General features: G+C 44.4%; 22 protein-coding genes, 1 tRNA gene and 1 pseudogene. 15 read left to right on the top strand and 9 right to left on the bottom strand.

Annotation, left to right across the window (positions count from 1 at the left end; translation table 11 throughout):
• Window positions 1-282 precede the first annotated feature (282 nt).
• Window positions 283-486: a transcription antiterminator/RNA stability regulator CspE gene (cspE, locus tag FERRO_RS05255; protein WP_056929853.1), complete on the top strand. Its 204-nt coding sequence runs from the start codon at window positions 283-285 to the stop codon at window positions 484-486.
• A gap of 825 nt (window positions 487-1,311) precedes the next feature.
• Here cspE and icd read toward each other — a convergent pair.
• On the bottom strand, window positions 1,312-2,550 hold the full coding sequence (gene icd / locus FERRO_RS05250; RefSeq protein WP_056929852.1) for an NADP-dependent isocitrate dehydrogenase: 1,239 nt from the start codon (window positions 2,548-2,550) through the stop codon (window positions 1,312-1,314).
• A gap of 124 nt (window positions 2,551-2,674) precedes the next feature.
• Here icd and rraA point away from each other — a divergent pair, with 124 nt between their 5' ends.
• From rraA to mnmA, 5 genes and pseudogenes are all read left to right on the top strand, one after another.
• Window positions 2,675-3,166 (top strand): ribonuclease E activity regulator RraA, encoded by a 492-nt coding sequence (gene rraA / locus FERRO_RS05245; RefSeq protein WP_056929851.1) that lies wholly within the window; start codon window positions 2,675-2,677, stop codon window positions 3,164-3,166.
• Between the two features lie 20 nt (window positions 3,167-3,186).
• A pseudogene (gene aceA / locus FERRO_RS05240) lies at window positions 3,187-4,465 on the top strand (isocitrate lyase).
• A 143-nt stretch (window positions 4,466-4,608) separates the two neighbouring features.
• Window positions 4,609-6,210 (top strand): malate synthase A, encoded by a 1,602-nt coding sequence (gene aceB, locus FERRO_RS05235; protein ID WP_056929850.1) that lies wholly within the window; start codon window positions 4,609-4,611, stop codon window positions 6,208-6,210.
• 93 nt (window positions 6,211-6,303) lie between these two features.
• Entirely contained in the window at window positions 6,304-6,561 is a 258-nt protein-coding gene (locus FERRO_RS05230; RefSeq protein ID WP_056929849.1) for a hypothetical protein, read from the top strand.
• Window positions 6,562-6,575: 14 nt separating this feature from the next.
• Window positions 6,576-7,628, top strand: coding sequence for a tRNA 2-thiouridine(34) synthase MnmA (gene mnmA, locus FERRO_RS05225; RefSeq protein ID WP_152975714.1), 1,053 nt, complete (start codon window positions 6,576-6,578; stop codon window positions 7,626-7,628).
• 93 nt (window positions 7,629-7,721) lie between these two features.
• On the opposite strand, the gene FERRO_RS05220 is transcribed toward mnmA, so the two are convergent.
• From FERRO_RS05220 to queA, 8 genes are all read right to left on the bottom strand, one after another.
• Window positions 7,722-8,339, bottom strand: a complete 618-nt coding sequence (locus FERRO_RS05220; RefSeq protein ID WP_204374768.1) for a glutathione S-transferase family protein — start codon at window positions 8,337-8,339, stop codon at window positions 7,722-7,724.
• 24 nt (window positions 8,340-8,363) lie between these two features.
• Complete coding sequence (gene purB / locus FERRO_RS05215) at window positions 8,364-9,731, bottom strand: adenylosuccinate lyase (protein ID WP_056929847.1); 1,368 nt, start codon at window positions 9,729-9,731, stop codon at window positions 8,364-8,366.
• Between the two features lie 32 nt (window positions 9,732-9,763).
• The gene (locus tag FERRO_RS05210; protein WP_056929846.1) at window positions 9,764-10,423 is read right to left on the bottom strand and encodes a VTT domain-containing protein; all 660 of its coding nucleotides are present in this window, start codon (window positions 10,421-10,423) and stop codon (window positions 9,764-9,766) included.
• A 13-nt stretch (window positions 10,424-10,436) separates the two neighbouring features.
• The gene (secF, locus tag FERRO_RS05205; RefSeq protein WP_056929845.1) at window positions 10,437-11,369 is read right to left on the bottom strand and encodes a protein translocase subunit SecF; all 933 of its coding nucleotides are present in this window, start codon (window positions 11,367-11,369) and stop codon (window positions 10,437-10,439) included.
• A 5-nt stretch (window positions 11,370-11,374) separates the two neighbouring features.
• Entirely contained in the window at window positions 11,375-13,252 is a 1,878-nt protein-coding gene (gene secD, locus FERRO_RS05200) for a protein translocase subunit SecD (RefSeq protein ID WP_056929844.1), read from the bottom strand.
• Window positions 13,253-13,263: 11 nt separating this feature from the next.
• Window positions 13,264-13,524, bottom strand: coding sequence for a preprotein translocase subunit YajC (gene yajC, locus FERRO_RS05195; RefSeq protein ID WP_056930611.1), 261 nt, complete (start codon window positions 13,522-13,524; stop codon window positions 13,264-13,266).
• Between the two features lie 65 nt (window positions 13,525-13,589).
• A complete protein-coding gene (gene tgt / locus FERRO_RS05190; protein ID WP_056929843.1) occupies window positions 13,590-14,699 on the bottom strand; it encodes a tRNA guanosine(34) transglycosylase Tgt in 1,110 nt (369 codons plus the stop codon).
• Entirely contained in the window at window positions 14,696-15,745 is a 1,050-nt protein-coding gene (queA, locus tag FERRO_RS05185) for a tRNA preQ1(34) S-adenosylmethionine ribosyltransferase-isomerase QueA (RefSeq protein ID WP_056929842.1), read from the bottom strand. Before queA ends, tgt begins: the two co-directional genes overlap by 4 nt.
• Window positions 15,746-15,770: 25 nt before the next feature.
• Here queA and FERRO_RS05180 point away from each other — a divergent pair.
• The 9 genes from FERRO_RS05180 to FERRO_RS05140 all read left to right on the top strand — a co-directional run bounded on the left by FERRO_RS05180 (window position 15,771) and on the right by FERRO_RS05140 (window position 22,327).
• Window positions 15,771-15,857 (top strand) — tRNA-Leu (locus FERRO_RS05180).
• A gap of 768 nt (window positions 15,858-16,625) precedes the next feature.
• A complete protein-coding gene (locus FERRO_RS05175) occupies window positions 16,626-17,531 on the top strand; it encodes a DMT family transporter (protein WP_056929841.1) in 906 nt (301 codons plus the stop codon).
• Between the two features lie 74 nt (window positions 17,532-17,605).
• On the top strand, window positions 17,606-18,670 hold the full coding sequence (locus tag FERRO_RS05170; protein ID WP_056929840.1) for an NADH:flavin oxidoreductase/NADH oxidase: 1,065 nt from the start codon (window positions 17,606-17,608) through the stop codon (window positions 18,668-18,670).
• Window positions 18,671-19,121: 451 nt separating this feature from the next.
• A complete protein-coding gene (locus tag FERRO_RS05165) occupies window positions 19,122-19,802 on the top strand; it encodes a response regulator transcription factor (RefSeq protein ID WP_056929839.1) in 681 nt (226 codons plus the stop codon).
• A 150-nt stretch (window positions 19,803-19,952) separates the two neighbouring features.
• Window positions 19,953-20,144 carry a Flp family type IVb pilin gene (locus FERRO_RS05160; RefSeq protein ID WP_056929838.1) on the top strand — a complete coding sequence of 64 codons (192 nt, stop codon included), beginning with the start codon at window positions 19,953-19,955 and terminating at the stop codon, window positions 20,142-20,144.
• 54 nt (window positions 20,145-20,198) lie between these two features.
• Window positions 20,199-20,867, top strand: a complete 669-nt coding sequence (locus tag FERRO_RS05155; RefSeq protein WP_152975713.1) for a hypothetical protein — start codon at window positions 20,199-20,201, stop codon at window positions 20,865-20,867.
• Window positions 20,864-21,406 (top strand): pilus assembly protein TadG-related protein, encoded by a 543-nt coding sequence (locus FERRO_RS05150; protein ID WP_082601204.1) that lies wholly within the window; start codon window positions 20,864-20,866, stop codon window positions 21,404-21,406. The genes FERRO_RS05155 and FERRO_RS05150 overlap by 4 nt, the downstream gene beginning before the upstream one ends.
• Window positions 21,403-21,813: a hypothetical protein gene (locus FERRO_RS05145; protein ID WP_056929835.1), complete on the top strand. Its 411-nt coding sequence runs from the start codon at window positions 21,403-21,405 to the stop codon at window positions 21,811-21,813. The genes FERRO_RS05150 and FERRO_RS05145 overlap by 4 nt, the downstream gene beginning before the upstream one ends.
• The gene (locus tag FERRO_RS05140) at window positions 21,806-22,327 is read left to right on the top strand and encodes a TadE family protein (RefSeq protein ID WP_056929834.1); all 522 of its coding nucleotides are present in this window, start codon (window positions 21,806-21,808) and stop codon (window positions 22,325-22,327) included. Before FERRO_RS05145 ends, FERRO_RS05140 begins: the two co-directional genes overlap by 8 nt.

Genomic DNA, 22,327 nt, shown 5'->3' with positions numbered 1-22,327 from the left:
ATGACATTCGCTACATTACCTGATTTATTTAAGTTTGTTGGTCTAGTCTAAACCATTTTAAGCTTTTATAAAAAGTTGTGGCCAAGAAGCCTCATTTCAAGAGGCGTAACACTTTTTTGATAAAAAATTACGTTCAAGTATTGACATTTTCGCTAAAACGCGTAAAAAGAAACTTGGAAGTTTGGTAACAAGTTGTCTGCATCACCGGTATTGCCGTTTGCTGGCCTTGATAATCAAACTATGTTCAAGGCTCTTGAGAGCGTTTTTTGAAGGAAAGCAAAGATGGCAACAGGTACAGTGAAGTGGTTCAATGATTCTAAAGGTTATGGTTTTATTACTCCTGATGATGGCAGCGAAGATCTTTTCGCTCATTTTTCCGCCATTCAAATGGGTGGATTTAAAACATTAAAAGAAGGTCAGAAAGTGTCTTTTGAAGTTACCCAAGGACCAAAAGGAAAACAAGCTTCTAACATTCAAGCGGCCTAATAATCCTAGATGTATTGAAAAGTCGTTTTCGCCTTTAAAGCGGCATTAATCTCAAGCCGTATCTTTAAAGTGTTGAAGAAATTGAGCCTACAAGGTAAATTTACCTCGTAGGCTTATTTTTTCAGGATATCTTTTTGATGAAGAAATCTTTGCCAGCCTTTTTTGGTGATTTTCGGAAAACTCAACTCCGCGTGAGGCGCGCACGCGATCAACAGTAGTCGATCGACAACCGCAATGGCAGGTTTAAAATCTAGTTTTTGAGTGCCCTCTACCATGTGACCGGTATGAACTGAAGAGATGTATCGCAAAGATCAGGCTTTGACACGGCTGAGTTTGCTGCAACTGGTCGCATATACATGGCAAGCCTTCACGGAAGAAAAATCAACTTTCCCAATGCCGCCTCAGTCTAATTGACGCAATTCATCTTAACGTTTGATGTAGAATTCTCCCCGCGTAACCCTTCGAACAGCGATTCTGCTCCATGATTGACCTTCAGCCAAGAAAGCCGTGTGGTTTAACTCGATTTGAACACAGCTACGCCTATCGCCGTCTTGGTTGAATGGCAGCTTTCTGTATCGAGCGTTGAAAGTGGGGTCATTGTTACCCTTGTGGGCGTAGCAGCCACCTGCAAACATAGAATATCAACGTCCTATGTTTGCATAAAGGCCTTATGTGTACAAAAACTTTTTAGTTATTGGACGCCACCCGCGAAAGCCGCTCCGCCGAAGAGACCCAATCATGTTGATCTGTCGAATCCCTAAAATTTCAATACCTTAAGGATACGGTTCGCGTTACACGCCGGTTTTTTTACTTTTTTCTCATTGACTACATGTGCGATATCATTGCCTGACCAAAGCCGGAGCAGGATAACTGCGTGGCCCCCGCCATCTGACGGGCAAAGTCATAGGTGACGGTTTTCGCAGCAATGGTTTTCTCCATAGAATGAATAATCAAATCAGCCGCCTCAACCCATCCCATATGACGTAGCATCATCTCTGCGGACAAAATGAGAGAACCTGGGTTAACGTAGTCTTTGCCGGCATACTTAGGAGCAGTGCCATGGGTCGCCTCAAACATGGCAACGGTGTCAGACAAATTAGCACCGGGGGCAATCCCAATTCCTCCCACCTGCGCTGCAAGGGCATCGGATATATAATCCCCATTCAGATTCATGGTGGTAATCACATCATATTCATCAGGACGCAATAAAATTTGTTGTAAAAACGCATCAGCAATCACATCTTTAATCACTACACCGTTAGGTAACTTCATCCAAGGACCGCCGTCTAGTAACTCAGCACCAAACTCTCTTTGACAAAGAGCATAGGCCCAGTTTTTAAAGGCGCCTTCAGTATATTTCATGATATTACCCTTATGCACGATCGTGACCGAACGACGATGGTTATCAATGGCATACTGAACCGCTTTACGCATAATGCGTTCTGTTCCCTCTTGCGAGATAGGTTTAATCCCAATCCCTGAAGTCACGGGGAAACGGATCGCTGAGACCTTCATTTCTTTTTGTAGAAACTCAATCAATTTAATGGCTTCAGGTGATTTCGCTTCCCACTCAATCCCCGCGTAAATATCCTCAGAGTTTTCCCTAAAAATTACCATATCCGTTTTATGGGGCTCTTTAACCGGGCTTGGAACCCCTGTAAACCAGCGCACAGGACGTAAGCAAATATATAAATCCAACTGTTGCCTGAGGGCTACATTAATAGAACGAATTCCTCCGCCCACTGGCGTGGTTAAAGGACCTTTAATAGAGACCACATAATCCCTGACCACCTCTAAAGTTTCTTCGGGGAGCCATACATTATCGCCATAGATACGAACAGACTTCTCGCCAGCATAAACTTCCATCCAGGCTATCTTTCTTTTGTCACCGTAACTCTTCTCAACCGCCGCATCAACCACCGCTTTCATCACAGGGGTAATATCGACGCCGGTGCCATCACCTTCTAAGAAAGAAATAATAGGGTGATCGGGTACATTTAAGGAACCATCTGATTTAACAGTGATTTTTTCGCCAACGCTTGGGATTTTAATATGCTGATACATGACAGATAATCCTCCAAAATAAAAAAACTTGTGTCCTATGTCTTATATATGATATATATTACAAACCACTTCGGGAAGGAAAAATTTAACATTTTTTCCTTCCCTATTGTACAAGGATAGTGAAATGATCAGTACCGCTGATTTATGCGACGAATTAGGTGAAAGGGCTTTAGTGGCTGAACCTATGTTTTATAACTACGGTGGCTCAACATCGTTTCACGGTCAAATTGCGACAGTAAAAGTGTTCGAAGACAATACCCTCGTACGCGCCACCTTGGAAACCCCAGGCCATGGCCGTGTACTAGTGGTTGACGGAGGCGGATCCCTTCGTTGTGCCTTGGTGGGTGATCAATTGGCAGAACTTGCCATCACTCAGGGCTGGGCAGGCATTATTGTGTATGGCTGTATACGAGATTCTGAAGCCATTGCCAATATGCCCATTGGTTTGCAAGCAATTGGGACGCACCCACGCAAATCTATAAAAAAAGGGGAAGGCACTGCCGCCATTCCAGTTAACTTTGCCGGCGTCATATTTACTCCAGGCAATTGGGTAGTAGCCGATGAAGATGGCATTGTGGCATGTAGCATCTCTCCACTTGAACAACCGTCAATCTAAATACTTTGGGAGCAATAAACATGAGCGTTGAAGCAGAAATTCAAAAACTGAAAAAAGATTGGGCCGAGAACCCACGTTGGCAAGGCGTTAAACGCCCTTATAGCGCAGAGGATGTAGTTCGTCTACGGGGTAGCCTCGTGATTGAGCACACTCTAGCACGCCGTGGTGCAGAAAAACTTTGGCAAATGTGTACCACCGAACCCTATATCAACTCCTTGGGCGCCCTCACAGGCAATCAAGCTATGCAACAAGTTAAGGCAGGGCTTAAGGCTATTTACTTATCTGGCTGGCAAGTGGCAGGGGATGCCAATGATTCCTTACAAATGTATCCTGATCAGAGCCTTTACGCAGTGAGCTCAGTACCCACCGTAGTGAAAAGAATTAACAATACTCTGCGTCGCGCCGACCAACTGCACTTTGCTGAAGGCAATAACAATATTGATTGGTATGTTCCCATCGTGGCTGACGCCGAAGCAGGGTTTGGTGGCGTCTTAAATGCACATGAATTAATGAAAGCCATGATTGAAGCGGGGGCAGCAGGTGTTCACTTTGAGGACCAACTGGCAGCGGCTAAAAAATGTGGTCACTTAGGAGGTAAAGTACTGGTACCCACTCAAGAGGCAGTGCAAAAACTGGTAGCTGCCAGATTAGCAGCCGATATTATGGGAGTTCCCACAGTACTCTTAGCCAGAACCGATGCTGAGGCAGCTAACTTGTTAACTTCCGATGTGGATCCAAGAGACAAACCCTTTTGTACCGGAGAGAGAACGGCAGAGGGCTTTTACCGAGTTCGTAACGGTCTTGAAGCGTCCATTGCCCGCGGACTAGCTTATGCAGAAGTTGCTGACATGGTATGGTGTGAAACCGGCAAACCTGATTTAGAGTTTGCCCGCCAGTTCGCCGAAGCCATTCGCAAAGTCTACCCCAATAAAATGTTAGCCTATAACTGTTCACCGTCCTTTAATTGGAAAAAACACTTGGATGACGCAACGATCGCTAAATTCCAACGTGAATTAGGCGCTATGGGTTACAAATTCCAATTTATCACCTTGGCGGGTTTCCATTCGTTAAATTATGGCATGTATGATTTAGCACATGGCTATGCCCGTGACGGCATGACCTCTTACGTCAAACTCCAAGAAGCCGAGTTTGCTGCAGAGAAAATTGGTTATACCGCAACCCGTCACCAACGTGAAGTGGGAACCGGTTACTTTGACGAAGTAACGCAAGTAATACAGGGGGGGGGAGTCTTCTACTACAGCGCTAAGCGGTTCTACCGAAGAAGAACAATTCCATTAATTTAATGCGCTGAGTAGATGTGTGTAGGAGGAAATCCTGCCTTGGTGATCCTGAGGTAGGATTTTTTTCGCTTCTTTCCTGTCTTATCACTTTACCTTATACTTATTTGTTATTTGATCTTATCGTTCTTAAATGAGGCTATTATGAACACATCCCTTTGGCCACAAGGCCTGAGTATTACCGCACCGATACATCCTGATTTCGAGTCTATTCTCAGCGCTGAAGCGTTAGCTTTTTTGGCTAACCTAAGCCGCCAATTTGAACCACGTCGTCAAGAACTACTCGCTCAACGAGAAAAACGTCAACAGGAGTTTGACCGTGGTATACGCCCTGATTTTAATCCTGATACCGCTCATATTCGGGCAGGGGATTGGAAAGTAGCCCCCTGTCCTGCTGATATCCAAGATCGTCGAGTAGAAATCACGGGGCCTACCGACAGAAAAATGGTGATCAATGCGTTAAATTGTGGCGCTAAAGTATTTATGGCGGATTTCGAAGATTCCACTACTCCCACTTGGGATAACTCTGTACGCGGACAAATTAATATCCGTGATGCCATTAACCGAACTATTGAATTCACGAGTCCAGAGGGAAAACAATATAAGCTCAATGACCAGCCAGCGGTTCTCTTCGTGCGCCCCCGTGGCTGGCATTTAAATGAAAAACATATTTTAATCGATGGCAAACCCATTTCAGGGGGGATCTTTGATTTTGCTTTGTATTTTTTCCATAACGCAAAAAATCTGTTGTCCCGTGGTAGCGGCCCCTATTTTTACCTACCTAAGATGGAAAGCCATCTTGAGGCTCGTTTGTGGAACGATATTTTTGTGGCAGCACAACATGCCTTGGGTTTACCAATTGGTACCATTAAAGCCACGGTACTCATAGAAACCGTTCTAGCAACCTTTGAAATGGATGAAATTCTTTACGAATTAAAAGATCATAGTGCCGGATTAAACTCAGGTCGTTGGGACTATATCTTCAGTTGTATTAAAAAATTCCGTAAGGATCCCAACTTTATTTTAGCGGATCGTAATTTGGTCACCATGACCTCCCCTTTCATGCGTGCCTATGCCTTGCTATTAGTTAAAACCTGCCATAAACGCGGTGCTTTTGCAATGGGTGGTATGGCAGCACAAATTCCCATTAAAAATAATGAAGCCGCAAATGAAGCTGCTCTCACCAAGGTTCGTGAAGATAAAACTCGGGAAGCAACGGATGGTTATGATGGTACCTGGGTAGCACACCCTGGATTGGTTCCGGTTGCCATGGAAGTCTTTAATCAACACATGACAACTCCTAACCAAATCTCACGTCAACGCGAGGATGTGAACAGTACTGCCGAGGATTTGTTGAACTTTGCACCCCGCGGCCCAATTACGGAAGAGGGTTTACGTATGAATATCAACATTGGCCTACAGTATTTAGGGTCATGGTTGGCTGGTATGGGATGCGTTCCGATTCATAACCTGATGGAGGACGCTGCCACAGCAGAGATTTCTCGGGCACAAATTTGGCAATGGATTCGCTCTCCCCATGGCGTCTTAGCTGATGGTCGTAAAGTCACCAATGAACTATTCCGCGATTTACTTCCTTTAGAACTCACCAAAATCAAGGAAGAGTTGGGTGACGCACAATATGCCAAGGGTAAGTATGATGATGCCGCCAAAATGTTTGACGAGTTAACCACCTCTGATCATTTTGTAGAGTTCTTAACCCTACCAGGTTATGACTATATCGACTAAATGCATTCCTGTTTTGGTTCACTTTGCGTTAACATAGTATGGGGTGTCTTTGTGACACCCCAATCTTTTAATTAAGTTAAAAAAGGAGAATACATGAGAACCTGTTCACTCATCGCCATCATAATTAGCGGATTATCATTTACTGCCCTAGCCGCTGAGCCTACCAGTGTTCAACCGAGCGCTCCCATGCAACAAATGCCCCTGGCCTCTCCTGCGCCACAACCTGCCAACAGTCCTATGGACAACCCTTCTGCCTCAACAAAAAAACATCATAAGGCTAAGAAAGTCCATCATCATGCTAAGAAAGCCACCAAAAAGCATCATAAACATCACACACATCACGCTCAATAAGCGTTGTTGCTAACATCATGACCAAACGGGTTGTAGTAGGCATGTCAGGTGGCGTGGATTCCTCCGTCACTGCTCTGCTATTAAAAGAACAGGGCTATGAAGTGGTCGGGCTTTTCATGAAAAATTGGGAAGACGATGAACAGTGTAATGCCCGTGAAGACCTCGTTGATGCCGCCTCTGTGGCTGACCTATTAGGCATTGACATTGAGGCGGTAAATTTTTCTCAAGAATACCGTGAGCGAGTCTTTCACAACTTCTTAACAGAGTACCGTGCTGGACGAACGCCTAATCCCGACATTTTATGTAACTCGGAAATCAAATTTAAAGCCTTTTTAGATCATGCTTACTCCCTGGGCGCTCAATATATCGCGACAGGTCACTATGCAAGAGTGAGAGAAATGAATGGACATTTCCAGCTTCTCAAGGGTCTTGATGCCAGCAAAGATCAGAGTTATTTTTTATATCGCCTCAATCAAGCTCAATTAAAAAACACGCTCTTTCCTGTGGGAGAGCTACATAAAAGTGAAGTGCGGCTCATCGCTAAAAAAGCAGGATTACCTACTGCGACCAAAAAAGATTCAACGGGTATTTGCTTTATTGGTGAGCGCCCTTTTCGTGAATTTTTGCAACGTTATTTACCGAAAGAACCTGGCCCCATGATGACCCCAGAGGGGAAAATAGTCGGAGAACATCAAGGCTTAATGTACTACACCCTCGGCCAACGACAAGGCTTAGGGATCGGCGGCGCAGGAGAGCCTTGGTTCGTGGCAGATAAGATCATGAATCACAATACCCTTATCGTAGTGCAAGGCCATGAGCACCCCTTATTGCTTAAAGGATCTCTGAATGCAGCAGATGTCTCATGGGTTAGCGGTACCCCACCTAACAATGATACCCTTTTCAGCGCTAAAACCCGCTATCGACAGCAGGATGCTAACTGTCGCTTCACGGCCTCGCAAGAGGGTTTTACCCTTACTTTTAGTGATCCCCAATGGGCCATTACCCCAGGACAATCTGCTGTACTCTACGAGCAGGAAATCTGTTTGGGTGGCGGCATCATTAACTAAGTTTATTGTTATGTCAAAAAATTCAGAGGATACCTGGGTATCCCTCTTTCAGAAATAGCGCAGAAAAGTGGGGGATCCCCCACTTTTTTTTCATTAACCAGGTGGCAGAGTCTCTTGAAATGATTCACGTTGCATTAATTTATGCGCAAGGCGATCTAAGTTAGGATAGCGCTGACGCCAGTCATTGCTGGGAAAACGAAACTCGATCCACAGTAGAGCAGTACCCACCGCAATATCAGCCAAAGTGAAACCATCACCATGACACCAATTGTGATCAGCAAGTTGCTGAGCAAGATACGCCATCGTGCGATCCACTTTACCTTGTTGCTTATCAATCCAAGCTTGTGAGCGCTCCACAGGGTTCTCCCGACGGCTCTCCAATAACACTAATACTGCCGCATCTAACATGCCATCAGCCAGTGACTCCCAGCGTTTGACTAACATACGTTGATGACGGTCATCAGGAATTAAATGACCCACAGGATTTAATCCCTCAAGGTAATCCACAATCACTGCAGAATCAAAAATCAGTGTTCCATCAACCAGTTCTAAAGCGGGCACTTTACCTAAGGGATTCACTCCGTCAATCATAGGAGGAGTTCCAGTGAGATAACTTTGCTCAAGTTGAAAGTCGATTTTCTTTTCAATTAAGGTAATTCGTACCTTTCGAACGTAAGGGCTTGTTATTGAACCATATAATTTCATAGTCATTGCTCTAGTCAATCCTTTTAATCATTAAATTTGTTGTGCTAACTCTACCGCTTTACCTAAATAGTTTAAAGGAGTCATCGCTAACAGATGTGCTTTATCTTCGCTTGAGAGAGGTAAGTCTTGAATAAAGTTCTGAATAATTTGTGCGTCAATGCTTCGCCCACGGGTTAACTCTTTTAACCTGTCATAAGCATTGTCGACGCCAGCCTTACGCATAACCGTTTGAATGGGTTCTGCGAGCACTTCCCAGGCTTTTAACAGATCATCCTGAAGGCGTTGAGGATCGAGCTCCACTTTGTTTAAACCACGCAATAGCGCTTCATAGGCAAGCAGTGAGTGACCCATTCCCACCCCTAGGTTTCTGAGCACCGTGGAATCCGTGAGATCCCTTTGCCAACGAGAAATAGGAAGCTTTTCAGCGAGGTGTCCCATGAGAGCATTGGCTATCCCTAAATTTCCCTCTGAATTCTCAAAGTCAATGGGATTCACTTTATGAGGCATGGTGGAGGACCCCACTTCTCCTTCTTTAGGTTTTTGCTTGAAATATCCCAAGGAAATATAACCCCACATATCGCGATCAAAATCGATCAAGATGGTATTAATACGCATCAGAGTATGCATCCACTCAGCCAAATTATCGTGGGGTTCAATTTGCGTGGTGTAAGGATTAAATGTCAGTTGATGACTGGTGACAAATTGCTCACTAAATTTAGGCCAATCAAAATGCGGGTAAGCAGAATAATGGGCACTATAATTACCCACTGCGCCATTAATTTTTGCCAAAATAGGTAACTGTTTTAATTGCTGCACCTGTCTGTTGAGTCGATAGGCCACATTAGCCAGCTCTTTACCCACTGAAGTGGGAGTAGCGGTCTGCCCATGAGTACGTGAGAGCATCGGCTGATTGGCATAGTCGTGAGCGCGCTGGATCAATACATCTAATATTGCGTTAAGTTTGGGCAGCAACACCTGCTCCCTCACCCCTTGCAACATGAGTGCATGGGAGAGATTATTAATATCCTCTGAGGTACAAGCAAAGTGAATAAACTCCATGGCCAAGAGTACCTCAGGGTTACTGGCTAAGCGCTCACGGAGCCAATATTCCATGGCTTTCACATCATGGTTGGTTCTCGCTTCAATGGCTTTAATCTGCTCCGCATCTGCCACAGAAAAGTTTTTCACTATAGCCTCTAAGGCTAAGAGTGTGTCCTCTGAAAAAGGGCTTAATTCTTTAATGGCAGGCTCCATGGACAGCGCCACAAGCCAATCAATTTCAATTTGAACGCGAAAACGAATTAAGCCAAACTCACTAAAAAAGGGACGTAATGGATCGCATTGTGTTGCATAACGTCCATCAAGAGGAGAGAGTGCTGTCAGAGTTGTTTGTGCCATAACCAAAGCCTAAAAAAATGAATACAAAAAATCTACACCTTATTTTTAATGTGTAATCGTGCCTTTAATCCTGCCCAAATAATTGGCAATAAAGTAATTGCCACAATGGCTAGTATAACCAATGTTAGGTGTCCTTTGATAAAAGGGATATTGCCAAAATAATAACCAGCCAGCAACAATGAGCTCACCCACATTACTGCTCCTATCGCATTAAATAAATAAAAATGTCTATGGGTCATGTCTCCTACTCCTGCCACAAAAGGAGCGAAGGTTCGCAGTAAAGGAATGAAGCGAGAGATCACCACGGTTTTGCCACCATGTTTTTCATAAAAAGCATGGGCTGTAACAATATGGTGGGGATTAAACCAACGGGATTTTTCCCAATGAAACACTCTGGGGCCAATAAAACGACCAATTTGAAAGTTAATAGCGTTGCCTAAAAAAGCCGCCATGGATAGTACAAGCCAAAGGTCTGGCAGGCGCAGTCCATGAGCGTGACTCTCGCCCATGGCGGTCACGGCTCCAGCAACAAACAGAAGAGAGTCGCCCGGTAGAAAAGGGAAAATCACGAGACCTGTTTCACAAAAAATAATCAGAAACAATATGCCATAGACAGCTGCGCCATAGGTTGAGCTAGCGTCGATCAGATGGCTATCAAGATGAGTGATAAAAGAAAATAGCTGAGTAATCACTCAAGAACCATCATCATTGAGCGAGTTCACGTTCAGCTTTTTTAGTGGTTTGGACAAAATCATCACGATTCATACCCAACCACATAGCAATGGGACTTGCTACCAATACTGAAGAATAAATACCAAAAATAATCCCAATGGTTAATGCCAAGGCAAAATAATGTAATGCTTCCCCGCCAAAGAAAAGCATTGAGGTCACCATCAATTGTGTACAGCCATGGGTAATGATCGTTCTGCTCATGGTACGAGTAATGGCATTATCGATAATGGTCGCCACACTCACCCCACGCATCTTACGAAAATTCTCTCGCACTCGATCGAATACCACCACAGACTCATTAACTGAATAGCCTAATATAGCAAGAACCGCCGCTAACACTGGGAGCGAGAACTCCCACTGAAAGAAGGAGAAAAAACCGAGGATAATCACCACATCATGTAAGTTGGCCACAATGGTGGCTACAGCAGGACGCCACTTAAAGCGAATGGACAAATAAATTACGATACCTAATACGACAAATAATAAGGCTGAAGCGCCATCTTTGACTAATTCATCACCTACTTGCGGACCCACAAACTCCACTCGCCTCATACTCACTTGGGGATCCACTTCCTTTAAGGCCTGTAATACCTGATCAGAGAGTTTGGCACTGGTTAAACCTTTTTTCAAAGGCAAGCGAATCAACACTTCGCTTGAGTTACCAAAGTTTTCCACATTAGCATCACGAAAACCTAGCGTCCCCAAAGCTGATCGGTAACGATTCACATCCGCCACATGGGTGGTGGACACTTCCATCACCGTCCCACCGGTAAAATCAACAGAGAAATTAAGTCCTCGCGTCACCAAAAAAAACGCACTGATTAAAAAAGTCACTAAGGATATGGTAGTAGTTATCTTTCCCCAACTCATGAAGGGGATATCTTTCTTAATTCTAAAAAATTCCATGAAGATCAGCCCTTACTTGTGGTGTTGTTATCTTTACTACTATGCCATTTCACATTACCAATGGAGAGCTGTGAAATTTTACGGCGCGAACCATAAATGAGATTCACAAAAGCCCTTGAGACCAGCACACTACTAAACATAGAAGTAATAATGCCTAACACTAATACCACAGCAAAACCCTTAACAGGTCCTGAGCCAAAGGCAAACAAAGCTATCCCAGCAATACCTGTGGTGACATTAGAATCTAATATAGTAGCAAAGGCCCGCTCGTAGCCTGCCGCAATGGCAGCACCCGGCGAGTTACCATTTCTTATCTCTTCTCGAATACGCTCATTAATTAATACGTTAGCATCAATGGCCATACCCACTGTTAAAGCAATACCTGCCATTCCAGGCAGTGTTAGTGTTGCTTGTAGTAAAGACAACATAGCAATCAGAAGGAGTACGTTACAAGCCAAAGCAAACACTGATATAAAACCAAAAAGAAGGTAATAGGCCACCATAAATAAAGAAATAGCGGTAAAACCAATCCATGTGGAATGAAAGCCTCGTGCAATATTTTCCGCACCAAGGCTAGGGCCCACCGTCCTCTCTTCAATAAAGTCCATTGGCGCAGCCAGAGCCCCTGAGCGCAGTAATAAAGCCAGGTCGTTGGCTTCTTTAGGAGAAGTTAAACCAGTGATTTGGAAACGAGCCCCTAATTCGTCCTGAATCGTAGCGACGCTAATGGCCTCGGTTTTATTTTTTTCAATTAACAAAATCGCCATGCGTTTCTTTAAGTTATCCCGGGACACCTGACGAATAATCCTCGCCCCTTTACTGTCCATACTGATGTTCACGGATGGACGATTGGTTTGTGAATCAAAACCAGCTCCAGCATCGGTAATCACATCCCCTGTCAGGACCACTGATTTTTTTACAAAAACAGGATATCCGTTTCGCTCTACCACCAATTCATCACCATAAGGAGGAATATCTTGCAAGCTAGTAGGATTTGCATGATCCTCGTCCACTAAACGAATCTCGAGGGAGGCAGTCCTACCGATAATTTCTTTCGCTTTTGCAGTGTCCTGTACCCCAGGCAATTCCACGATGATACGATCCAAACCCTGTTGCTGAATAATAGGCTCCTTAGCGCCTAATTCATTCACTCGGTTTTTTAGCGCCAAGATATTTTGTTTAATTGCTTGCTCTTGAATTCTGGTAAAAGAGTCTTGTTTAAGCACCGCTACAATTTCGTTGTCCCCAGCTGACCCTTGATCACTGACCGCGAAATCTTGCAACAGATTATCAATGGCTTTGTGTGCCTGCTGACGACTTTGGGCGTCATGGAACACCAACACTAAACGCACTCCCTCTCTTTTAATTGCATCGTAGTAAATGCGTTGATCGCGCAGTTCAGTGCGTATTTCAGAGAGGATACTGTCCAAGCGCTTATCCACAGCCACTTTCATATCAACCTGTAACAGAAAGTGCACCCCCCCTGACAAATCCAATCCCAAATACATAGGCAGAGCACCCAAATCTCTCATCCATTTGGGCGCATTGGCCACTAAGTTTAAGGCCACCACATAATTTGCATTACGGGGATCAGGATTCAAAGCGCGATCAAGAATATCCTTGGCTTTTAACTGAGTATCCGCATCAGGGAAACGCACCTTGAGGCCGTCACTTTCTAAGCTGATCTGTGTGGCTTGTATATGGTTTGATTGAAGTACTCCCTCAACCTGAGCCATGAGTTGGCTATCAACCCTAACGCCTAATCCCTGTCCTGAGATTTGTACGGCAGGAGATTGACCATAAAAATTGGGCAGCGTATAAAAAAAACCTACCAACAACACTGCCACTATGAGAAGATTTTTCCAGAGTGGGAACTTATTCATAATAGAAATTATTAACTTTTAAAAGTCCCCTTGGGGAGAAGAATAGATACTGCTGCACGTTGAACCTGTACCACAACACCCTTGGCAATCTCAAGACGGACATAGTTGTCATCAATCTCGGTAATTTTCCCCACTAGACCGGAGACCATCACTTCGTCGCCTTTAGCTAGGGCACTTAACATGGCTTTAAGTTCTTTTTGACGTTTCATCTGTGGACGAATCATCATGAAATAAAGAACGGCAAACATTACAAAAATAAAAATGACATTCATGCCAAGATCTGGTGCCACAGCGTATCCCCTTAAATTAAACAATTACATAATGTTAAAAGCAATTTTTATATTTTACCATGGAGTTGCCGATTACCATGAAATTCCTCTTTAAAGGACTGGAAACGCTGATCAGCAATAGCATCACGCATTTGAGCCATAATTTGTTGATAGTAAAAGAGGTTATGAATGGTGTTCAGCCTTGCTCCCAATATCTCTTTAGCCTGCTGCAGATGATGAAGATAACTTCTAGAAAAATGCTGGCACGTATAACAACCGCATGTCTCATCAAGAGGACGATGATCATGTTTATAACGGGCATTACGTATTTTAATGTTCCCAAAACGGGTAAATAACCAACCGTTTCTGGCATTACGTGTTGGCATTACACAATCCAACATATCTATCCCTGACTCCACGGCCAGCACCAAGTCCTCGGGCGTTCCCATGCCCATTAAGTAGCGGGGCTTATGCTTGGGTAGTAATGTCGGAGTATGCGCCAGAATACGTTCTCGATCAGCCTGAGGTTCGCCCACGGATAACCCGCCCATGGCATAGCCAGGAAAATCCATGGCTATCATTGCTCTAACGGATACCTCACGCAAATCCTCATACATACCCCCTTGGACTATACCAAACAACGCATTGTGATTTCCCTCATGGGCCCTAAGAGAGCGCTCTGCCCACCTGAGGGATAACTCCATGGATTGTTTAGCTTGTTCATGGGTCGCGGGATAGGGAGTGCACTCATCAAAGGCCATGACGATATCTGAATTTAATATGCGCTGAATGCGCATCGATTCCTCAGGCGTTAACAACAACCGATCACCATTGATGGGCGAGCGAAAGGTCACTCCCTCCTCAGAAATTTTGCGCAGAGCCCCTAGACTAAAAACCTGAAAACCTCCTGAGTCCGTTAAAATAGGTTTATGCCAAGCCATCAACCCATGCAATCCGCCCACCTCTTCAAATACCTCTAAGCCTGGCCGTAACCATAAATGAAAGGTATTCCCCAGAATAATTTGCGCTCCCAAATCCACTAACTCATGAGGAGACAATCCCTTTACCGAACCATAGGTTCCAACGGGCATGAATACAGGTGTCTCGACCACGCCATGAACGAGCTCTAGACGCCCTCGACGAGCTAAACCCTCTTCGCTGAGTAAGGTAAATTTCATTGATCCTGACCTCGCGTTAACAGCATGGCATCACCATAACTAAAAAAACGATACTTTTGATCAATGGCATGCTGATAAGCTCGGCGCATACGTTTTAATCCTGAAAAAGCAGACACCAACATCAACAATGTTGATCTCGGTAAATGAAAATTAGTCACCAACATATCAATCACTTTGAATTCAAAACCTGGCGTAATGAAAATATCTGTTTCTTGGGAACCAGCTTGTAGCTCTTTATTCAACGCCCCTGATTCTAATGCACGCATACTTGTTGTTCCTACAGCAATGACTCGTCCGCCTCTCTCTTGACAATGTTTGATGGCTTGAATGGTGTCTTCAGGGATGAAGTACCACTCTTTATGCATCACATGCTGCTCAACAAAGTCGACCTTAACCGGAGCAAAGGTACCCGCCCCCACATGCAACGTCACGTGAGCCACAGCAACACCCTTTTCTCTGAGGCGCTCAAATAACTCCTCATCAAAATGCAATCCTGCGGTGGGCGCCGCGATGGCTCCTGGAACTTGAGCGTAAACTGTTTGATAGCGCTCAATATCTTGTAGATCCTGTGAGCGATCAATGTAGGGAGGCAAGGGCAGTACCCCATCTTGCTCCATCCAAACAAAAAAATCTTGAGGACTGTTTTGACTGAGGCGAACAAACTCCACTTCAAATAAATCTTCCACCCGTTGCGTCACTGTTAAGGCGACATCATGGTCAAAGTACACTAAAGACCCGGGTTTTGGTGCATGACTAGCGCGAAAGTGGACCAAGGCCCGATGAGGGCTACTCACTCGCTCCACCAGGCATTCCACTTTACCACCGCTGTCTTTTTTGCCAAAAAGCCGCGCCTTTAACACCTGTGTATTGTTAAGGATTAACAAGTCGTGGGGACGCAACCATTGATCCAGATGATAGAAATAACTATCCTCTATGGTGCTCTCCCCCACCACCATTAAGCGACTATGGGTCCTTTGTGGAACAGGGGTTTGGGCGATCAACGACTCGGGTAAAAAATAATCAAAATCATCTGTGCGTAGTTTCATAATCGTAATATAATAGCCGATTACTGCCCGGGTGGCGAAATTGGTAGACGCATCAGACTCAAAATCTGACGCTGGCAACAGTGTGCCGGTTCGAGTCCGGCCCCGGGCACCATTCAAAATCAGCTCTTCATCCTGACCGGGGGACGAGCATTGATCAAATGCAATTAATTATTCCACGCCAACCACTCAGAGCTAAAACACTGATTCAGTAGTTTGAAACTCCCTGAAAGCCAAAAGCTCTTCTAGAAATTTTTTTTAGAGAAATCCTTCGCCCATGTCATTAAATTTGGAAAGTCGTCACACTCTAAATTATGTATTCTAAGTAAGATCGAATTGTCAGATTGCCTTTAGGGTTTTGGTATAAATTGACTTATTAACAAGACAGGGGAAGCATAATGACTTGTTAATGAGACATTGTCATGGTTAAGCCAATCTACCGTCCCTTCTCTTAAGTACAGCCAGGATACGCTGGTCTTGTTGGGGCGACTTGTGCGCGAAGCGCGCTTGGGCAAGGCCATGCCCACGACGGATCTGGCGTCTCGCGCAAGCATTTCTGGCCACGTCAGTTTTTAAATCCCTTTGCCTTTCTCAACGCACCCAATGACATGTACATGCCGCTATCTCTGAGTTCAAACAGGAAGTCATCTTGTGGGCTATCAGGGCATAAATGTGTTGCAGTAGAATTCCCTTACACACATTAATTGACAGAAAAAAGGTATGGCATGATAGAGTCATATTTTTGAATGACTAGATTTAAACTAACCGTTACTTCCACTCATCAGGTAACTGTCAAATCAAATCGGAATGGGTACAGTTAATCACAGTCAATCCCTCTTCGCTTTATTTGTTTTAGGTATTCGACACAACCTGACGCCAAACCATGAAATCCTCTCTCTTAAACAATGCTTATTTTCTTTTGGTATTAACCGCTCTTTTTTGGGCCAGCAATATGGTTCTTGGGCGCGCCTTGGGACATGATATTCCTCCCTTTACTATGGCCATGGGCCGCTGGCTAGTGGCTTCCCTATTTATTGTGCCAAAAACCTTAGGGGCTATACGACAACACCATCCTGAACTTCGTCGTCACTGGAGAATCCTCTGCGCTCTAGGTATTTTGGGTATAGGCGGCTATAACACTTTTGCCTACTTGGGCTTACAAACCACCACGGCCACAAACGGGGCACTACTCAACTCTTTTATTCCCATCGCCACCATGCCCTTATCCTGGGTGTTACTGAAAAAACATTTAAGCCTAGGTGAATACATAGGGATAGTCATTTCTCTGTTAGGAGTCCTCACTATTGTTGCCAAGGGACAACCTGCAGAACTTCTCAGTATGCATGTCACCATTGGTGATTTCTGGGTCCTGGTGGCTGTTCTTGATTGGGCTTTATACACCGTATTACTACATTGGCGACCAGCTTCAATATCACCCAGCTTATTGCTATCGGCCATGGTGCTAATTGGTATAGTGGTATTAATGCCTGCCGTTATTTGGGAACTGGGCCATTTACAGCACCCCTTACACCTCTCTGTAACAGATTTGTTAGGTTTGCTGTATATGGGTATTTTTCCAGGTTATTTAAGTTATGTCTTTTATAACCGTGGAGTCAGTGAAATCGGCCCCAGTAAAGCAAGCTTGTTTATTCATTTAATGCCCGTATTTGGTACTCTTTTGGCCTACCTTTTTCTGAACGAAACCATTCACACATATCACTTGTTGGGTATTGCTTTCATCATGTCAGGGATTCTGATCACCATGTGGATTAAAAAAAATGCGACTTAAGACCCTAGATTTCACTCACCGACGCTAAAATCGTTTAAAATGATTCGTATACGTACTAATTAATGAGGATCACCATGAGTTTACTCTTCTCCCCCTATCAATTGGGGTCTCTCTCCCTAGCCAACCGTTTAGTGATAGCACCCATGTGCCAGTATTCAGCCGTAGATGGTATAGCTCAAGATTGGCATCTCATGCATTTGGGAAGACTCGCGATTTCAGGAGCGGGGCTTGTGATTGTAGAGGCCACTGGCGTCAACCCTGAGGGACGAATCACGCCCTTTTGTTTGGGATTATATAATGACGAGCAAGAGGCGGCCTTAGGGCGCATTGTGGCGTTTGCGAGGGAGTTTGGGCAAGCTAAAATGGCTATTCAATTGGCTCATGCAGGACGCAAAGCCTCTACTCGACGGCCATGGGATCCAGGGAGCCCCTATTCTCCTGAGGAGGGTGGCTGGCAAACGTGGGCTCCCTCAGCCATTAAATTCTATGAGGAGAGTTTAACTCCTCACCCCATGAGTATTGAGGATCTTGAAACAGTTAAACAAGATTTCGTTAACTCCGCCATACGTGCTGAACGTGCTGGTTTTAAAGCTATTGAACTTCATGGCGCTCATGGTTACTTAATTCATCAATTCCTCTCACCGCTATCAAATCAGAGACAAGACCAATATGGCGGCTCTCTGGAGAACAGGATGCGCTATCCCCTAGAAATCTTAAGTGCTGTAAAACATGCTCTCTCTGCGGAGATGGTGGTGGGGATGCGTATTTCTGCCGTAGATTGGGCGCCGGGTGGGTTAACTATCGAAGAGAGTATTACCTTTTCACAGGAATGCGAAAAAAGAGGAGCTGGCTTTATCCATGTTTCAACAGGAGGACTCGTGGCCCATCAACAAATTCCTGTGGGCCCTGGCTATCAAGTAGAACATGCCCAAGCCATTAAACAGAATGTCAACATTCCTACCATGGCAGTGGGCCTTATTACCCATAGCGCACAGGCCGAAACCATTTTGAAATCAGAGCAAGCTGACATGATCGCTATCGCCCGGGCTGCCCTTAAAAATCCACACTGGCCATGGACAGCAGCTCTTGAATTGGGTGACAAACCCTTCGCTCCTCCGCAATACCAAAGAGCAAGATAAGACCGTTTTGCTTGCTAGTCTCTTTACTCTCTTTTGCCTCCAACCTGAGGGATAAGCGCTCCCTCAGGTTGGTTGAGGTTCAGCTATTGATGGATTTCACGGGAGACATGATTGGTATTGTGTGAAAGGGAACAATGAAAGCCGCCCACCGTTACCGTTTAGTCAACCGATTAAACCATTTGAAGGTAAGATAACATCTCATCATCATTCCCGATACATCTTAAGCATCGAATCCATAAGGCTATGTGGAACTGCGCGCAAGTGATGTGGAATAAAGCATCTATTTAATCCTACTGAGCCACATAGTTAGCCCTCTACCCATAACTTATGATCTTTACAATCCTTACAAATCTTTTAATTACATTTACAAACAAACTGGCTATCATGATGTACATATAAAAACAATGATAACTGTACCAATCACTTTTCTTAACTCGGGGGAGAGAACAGTATGGCTGAATCATCACAGATTCGGGTATTTGCATCGAGTCATCATCAAATTGCTATTCTTGGCGTTAAAGCACTGATAGAAAATACTCAGCGCTCTATTCAGTGGGTGGGCAATGAACCACCCAGCTATTCAATTTTATCCACACTAGAAAGAAAAAAACCTAATGTCCTCATCGCGGACGCGAGTTTATTGCAGTTTAATTTCAACTTACCACAGAAATTACAAGACATGAATATTGGCTTGTTAATTATGATTCCTTACCGTGATTTGATCCAACAAGAATCCTTATTAAAAGCCGGGGCTAAGGCCGTGGTAACGTGGAATGAAACACCCGGAACTTTTATGATGGCCTTAGAGCAAGTGGCCCAGCTTAAAATATGGTTTTCCCCGGAATTGGGATTGAAACTTATTCATCGCGTCATCAACGGCGAAACGGATACCAATAGTCCTGCGGGTAAAGTTCATATGAGTCAATTGAGTACCCGTGAGAAGCAAGTCATCGCCCATGTCATTCGTTATCCCAACGCCACTACCCACGATTTAGGCAGATACCTTCATCTTAGCCCATCGACCGTGAGAAACTATTTATCAGATATTTATAAAAAGTTAGAGCTCAAAGGGAAGCCAGCCTTAATCGCTTTCTCCCATGAGCATCAATTGTTTATTCCATCACACAATTGATTGAGTGATGCGAACCGATATGACAGATGTCACTGCAATAACAGGATCACTCTCCTCTTTAAAAGAGGATATTTCTCACTGTTATCTGATGAGCAAAACTCCTATGCTGAATCCACATCGAATGACGATGGATTAATCAGGAGAACTATCATGGAATATTTTCAGTGTTTAATGGATGAGTTAAAGTCCTTTATCAAGCAAGAACAAGGTGTCACCGCAATCGAATATGGATTAATTGCCTCATTAATCGGTCTTGCCATTATTGCTGGAACCACTTTACTAGGGAGCAACCTGAACGCCAAGTTCACCACCATCGCCACTACGATTGCTGCGGCAATTTAACTATCCTACCGCTGGGGGAAATGAATCATGCATTTTCCCCTCGGGAGCGCGCTAATGATAAAACGTCTTGGAATTGTTCTCAGTCACTATAAAACCTGGTGGTGGCTATGGGCTTTATCTCTGGTGAGTGCCATCGTACTGTGGCGCATACTCTTCTTAACTCAGCCACCGGGCAAGCCAATCATTGTCGCCAACCGCGATCTTGTAATAGGTCATGAAATTAGTGGGGGGGATCTCTCATTACAAATATGGCCCAGCACGACGCTACCTAAGGGCTATTTCTCTGATACAAAGCCACTAATACATAGCATTGTTCATGTTCCGGTTTATCAAGGATTACCCGTTTTAGAGAATCACGTATCTGCCCGCGAATCCCTTACGCAATCCTTTAACTCACCAAGATTAATCACTCTTAATATGAATGACAGTGATATCGACATGGATTTACTGAGCACTAAGCTACCCATTGATTTATGGTATCGAGAAACCAATCATCCGCAACATGCAATTCTTATTCAAAATACTGAAATAGAACATATTCATACTGATCTAAATGGCCACCAAAAACTCTTGACCGTCAAACTTACTCATCACCAACTTGAGCAACTGCCCATTTTACGTGACCATTGGCAATTAACCATTCTTTTACATCCAGAGGCTCTTAATCACACCTTAACGAAAAACATAAAACCCATTGAAATTATCCGGGGAACAATTCAATGAGGTATCCATCACTCTTAACACAACAAGGCAGCATAAGCATCATGGCACTGATTATATTGCCCATAACCATATCACTCATCCTCATGATGATTTTTTTAGGTCAACTGGTGGAAGAGCGCATTAACCTAGATCGCGCCTTGGATGATGCAGCACTCGCTGCAGCCTTTGAACTCGATCAAACTCCACAAAGTTTCTCACGTGCTACGACACTCATTAACAACCTATTGCAACGCAGTCAACAGAATTCAGCTATTGATTTATCTGTCATCACCATTAGCTTTGGTCCTTGCCCCCATCTCACCAGCTCATTGAATGGGACCGTAACCCAGCAACAAATAACCTGTCCTTTTGTTTCCGCACAACAGGCTGCCAATCAGCCCCAAGGATTAGTTTATGTGGCCATCGATAGTGGCCGTCAACGGGTCGGAAAACTCCTCACCATGCTCGCCCCATTTCTGCCCGCACCAGCCATCACTACCCGTCATTCTCTTGCCGTTGCCGGCAGATTAAGTCCCTTTAAGCCGAGGCTATGTCAATGAATGACAAACAAAGAGGAACCAGCAGTATAGAACTGCTTTTGATTATTCCGCTACTCTTTATTCCCTTATGGTTTGGCGTCAAGAGCTTTACAACCACTTTCTACAGAATTCAATTAATGGGTGAAGCCGAAACCTTAGCACGTAACCTCTCTTTGAGTTCCAGTCATCAATGGCCAACCAATCTCTCTGCCATCAGTACTCTTCCTGGTTTATCCAATGGCTCTTCTGGGTGGCTAGCTGTCCAGTACACCGTTAATTGCTATAACGCTCTAGGTCAGCGTTTTGCAACCGCTGATTGCACCGTAGCAAACCCTAATCCTCCCACCTTTATTGAAGTGGGTATCACCGCCACACTGAGCAACATGAGTACGCTGAGTGCGCTATCGAATTGGTGTCGGTATGAATAATCGCATTCAACAACAAGGATCCTTGATCGTCGAGTTCGCTCTCCTATTACCCATTTTCTTACTAATGATTATGTTCTATCTTTACAGCGCTCTATTAATGTGGGATGGCTTTAGTAGCCAATGGTTTTTATGGCACGCCACACGCCTTGAGAGCACCACAATTCTGTCCCCCAGTCAGTTAATCAATACATTGACCACTAATCAATTAGGACAAAATATTGGGTTTTTAAATTCCTTAGTCAGCACCAGTGAGCTCACGATTAGCTTAATAAATGCTTTGGGAGAGAACGTCGCTGTGCCCAGTCATTTTTCTGCGAGTAGCAATCAATACTATTGCCAAAATAATATGCTCTCATCGTGTATTACCTCACTACAACTACAATTATGCCAAACGGGGTCCACTCCCTGCCAATCTCCCTCTTGGCTTTTCAGTGACTTTTCTCTCCACTTTTCCATGCCGTTAAATGGTTTATCGTTCACTCGCCCCATTGAGGCTGCTGGGGGTTTTTATTAG

It is taken from the genome of Ferrovum sp. JA12 (genome assembly GCF_001431705.1).
GTDB lineage: Bacteria > Pseudomonadota > Gammaproteobacteria > Burkholderiales > Ferrovaceae > PN-J185.
Note: the sequence above shows the minus strand (reverse complement) of the source record. Positions and strands in the feature narration are given on the sequence as shown.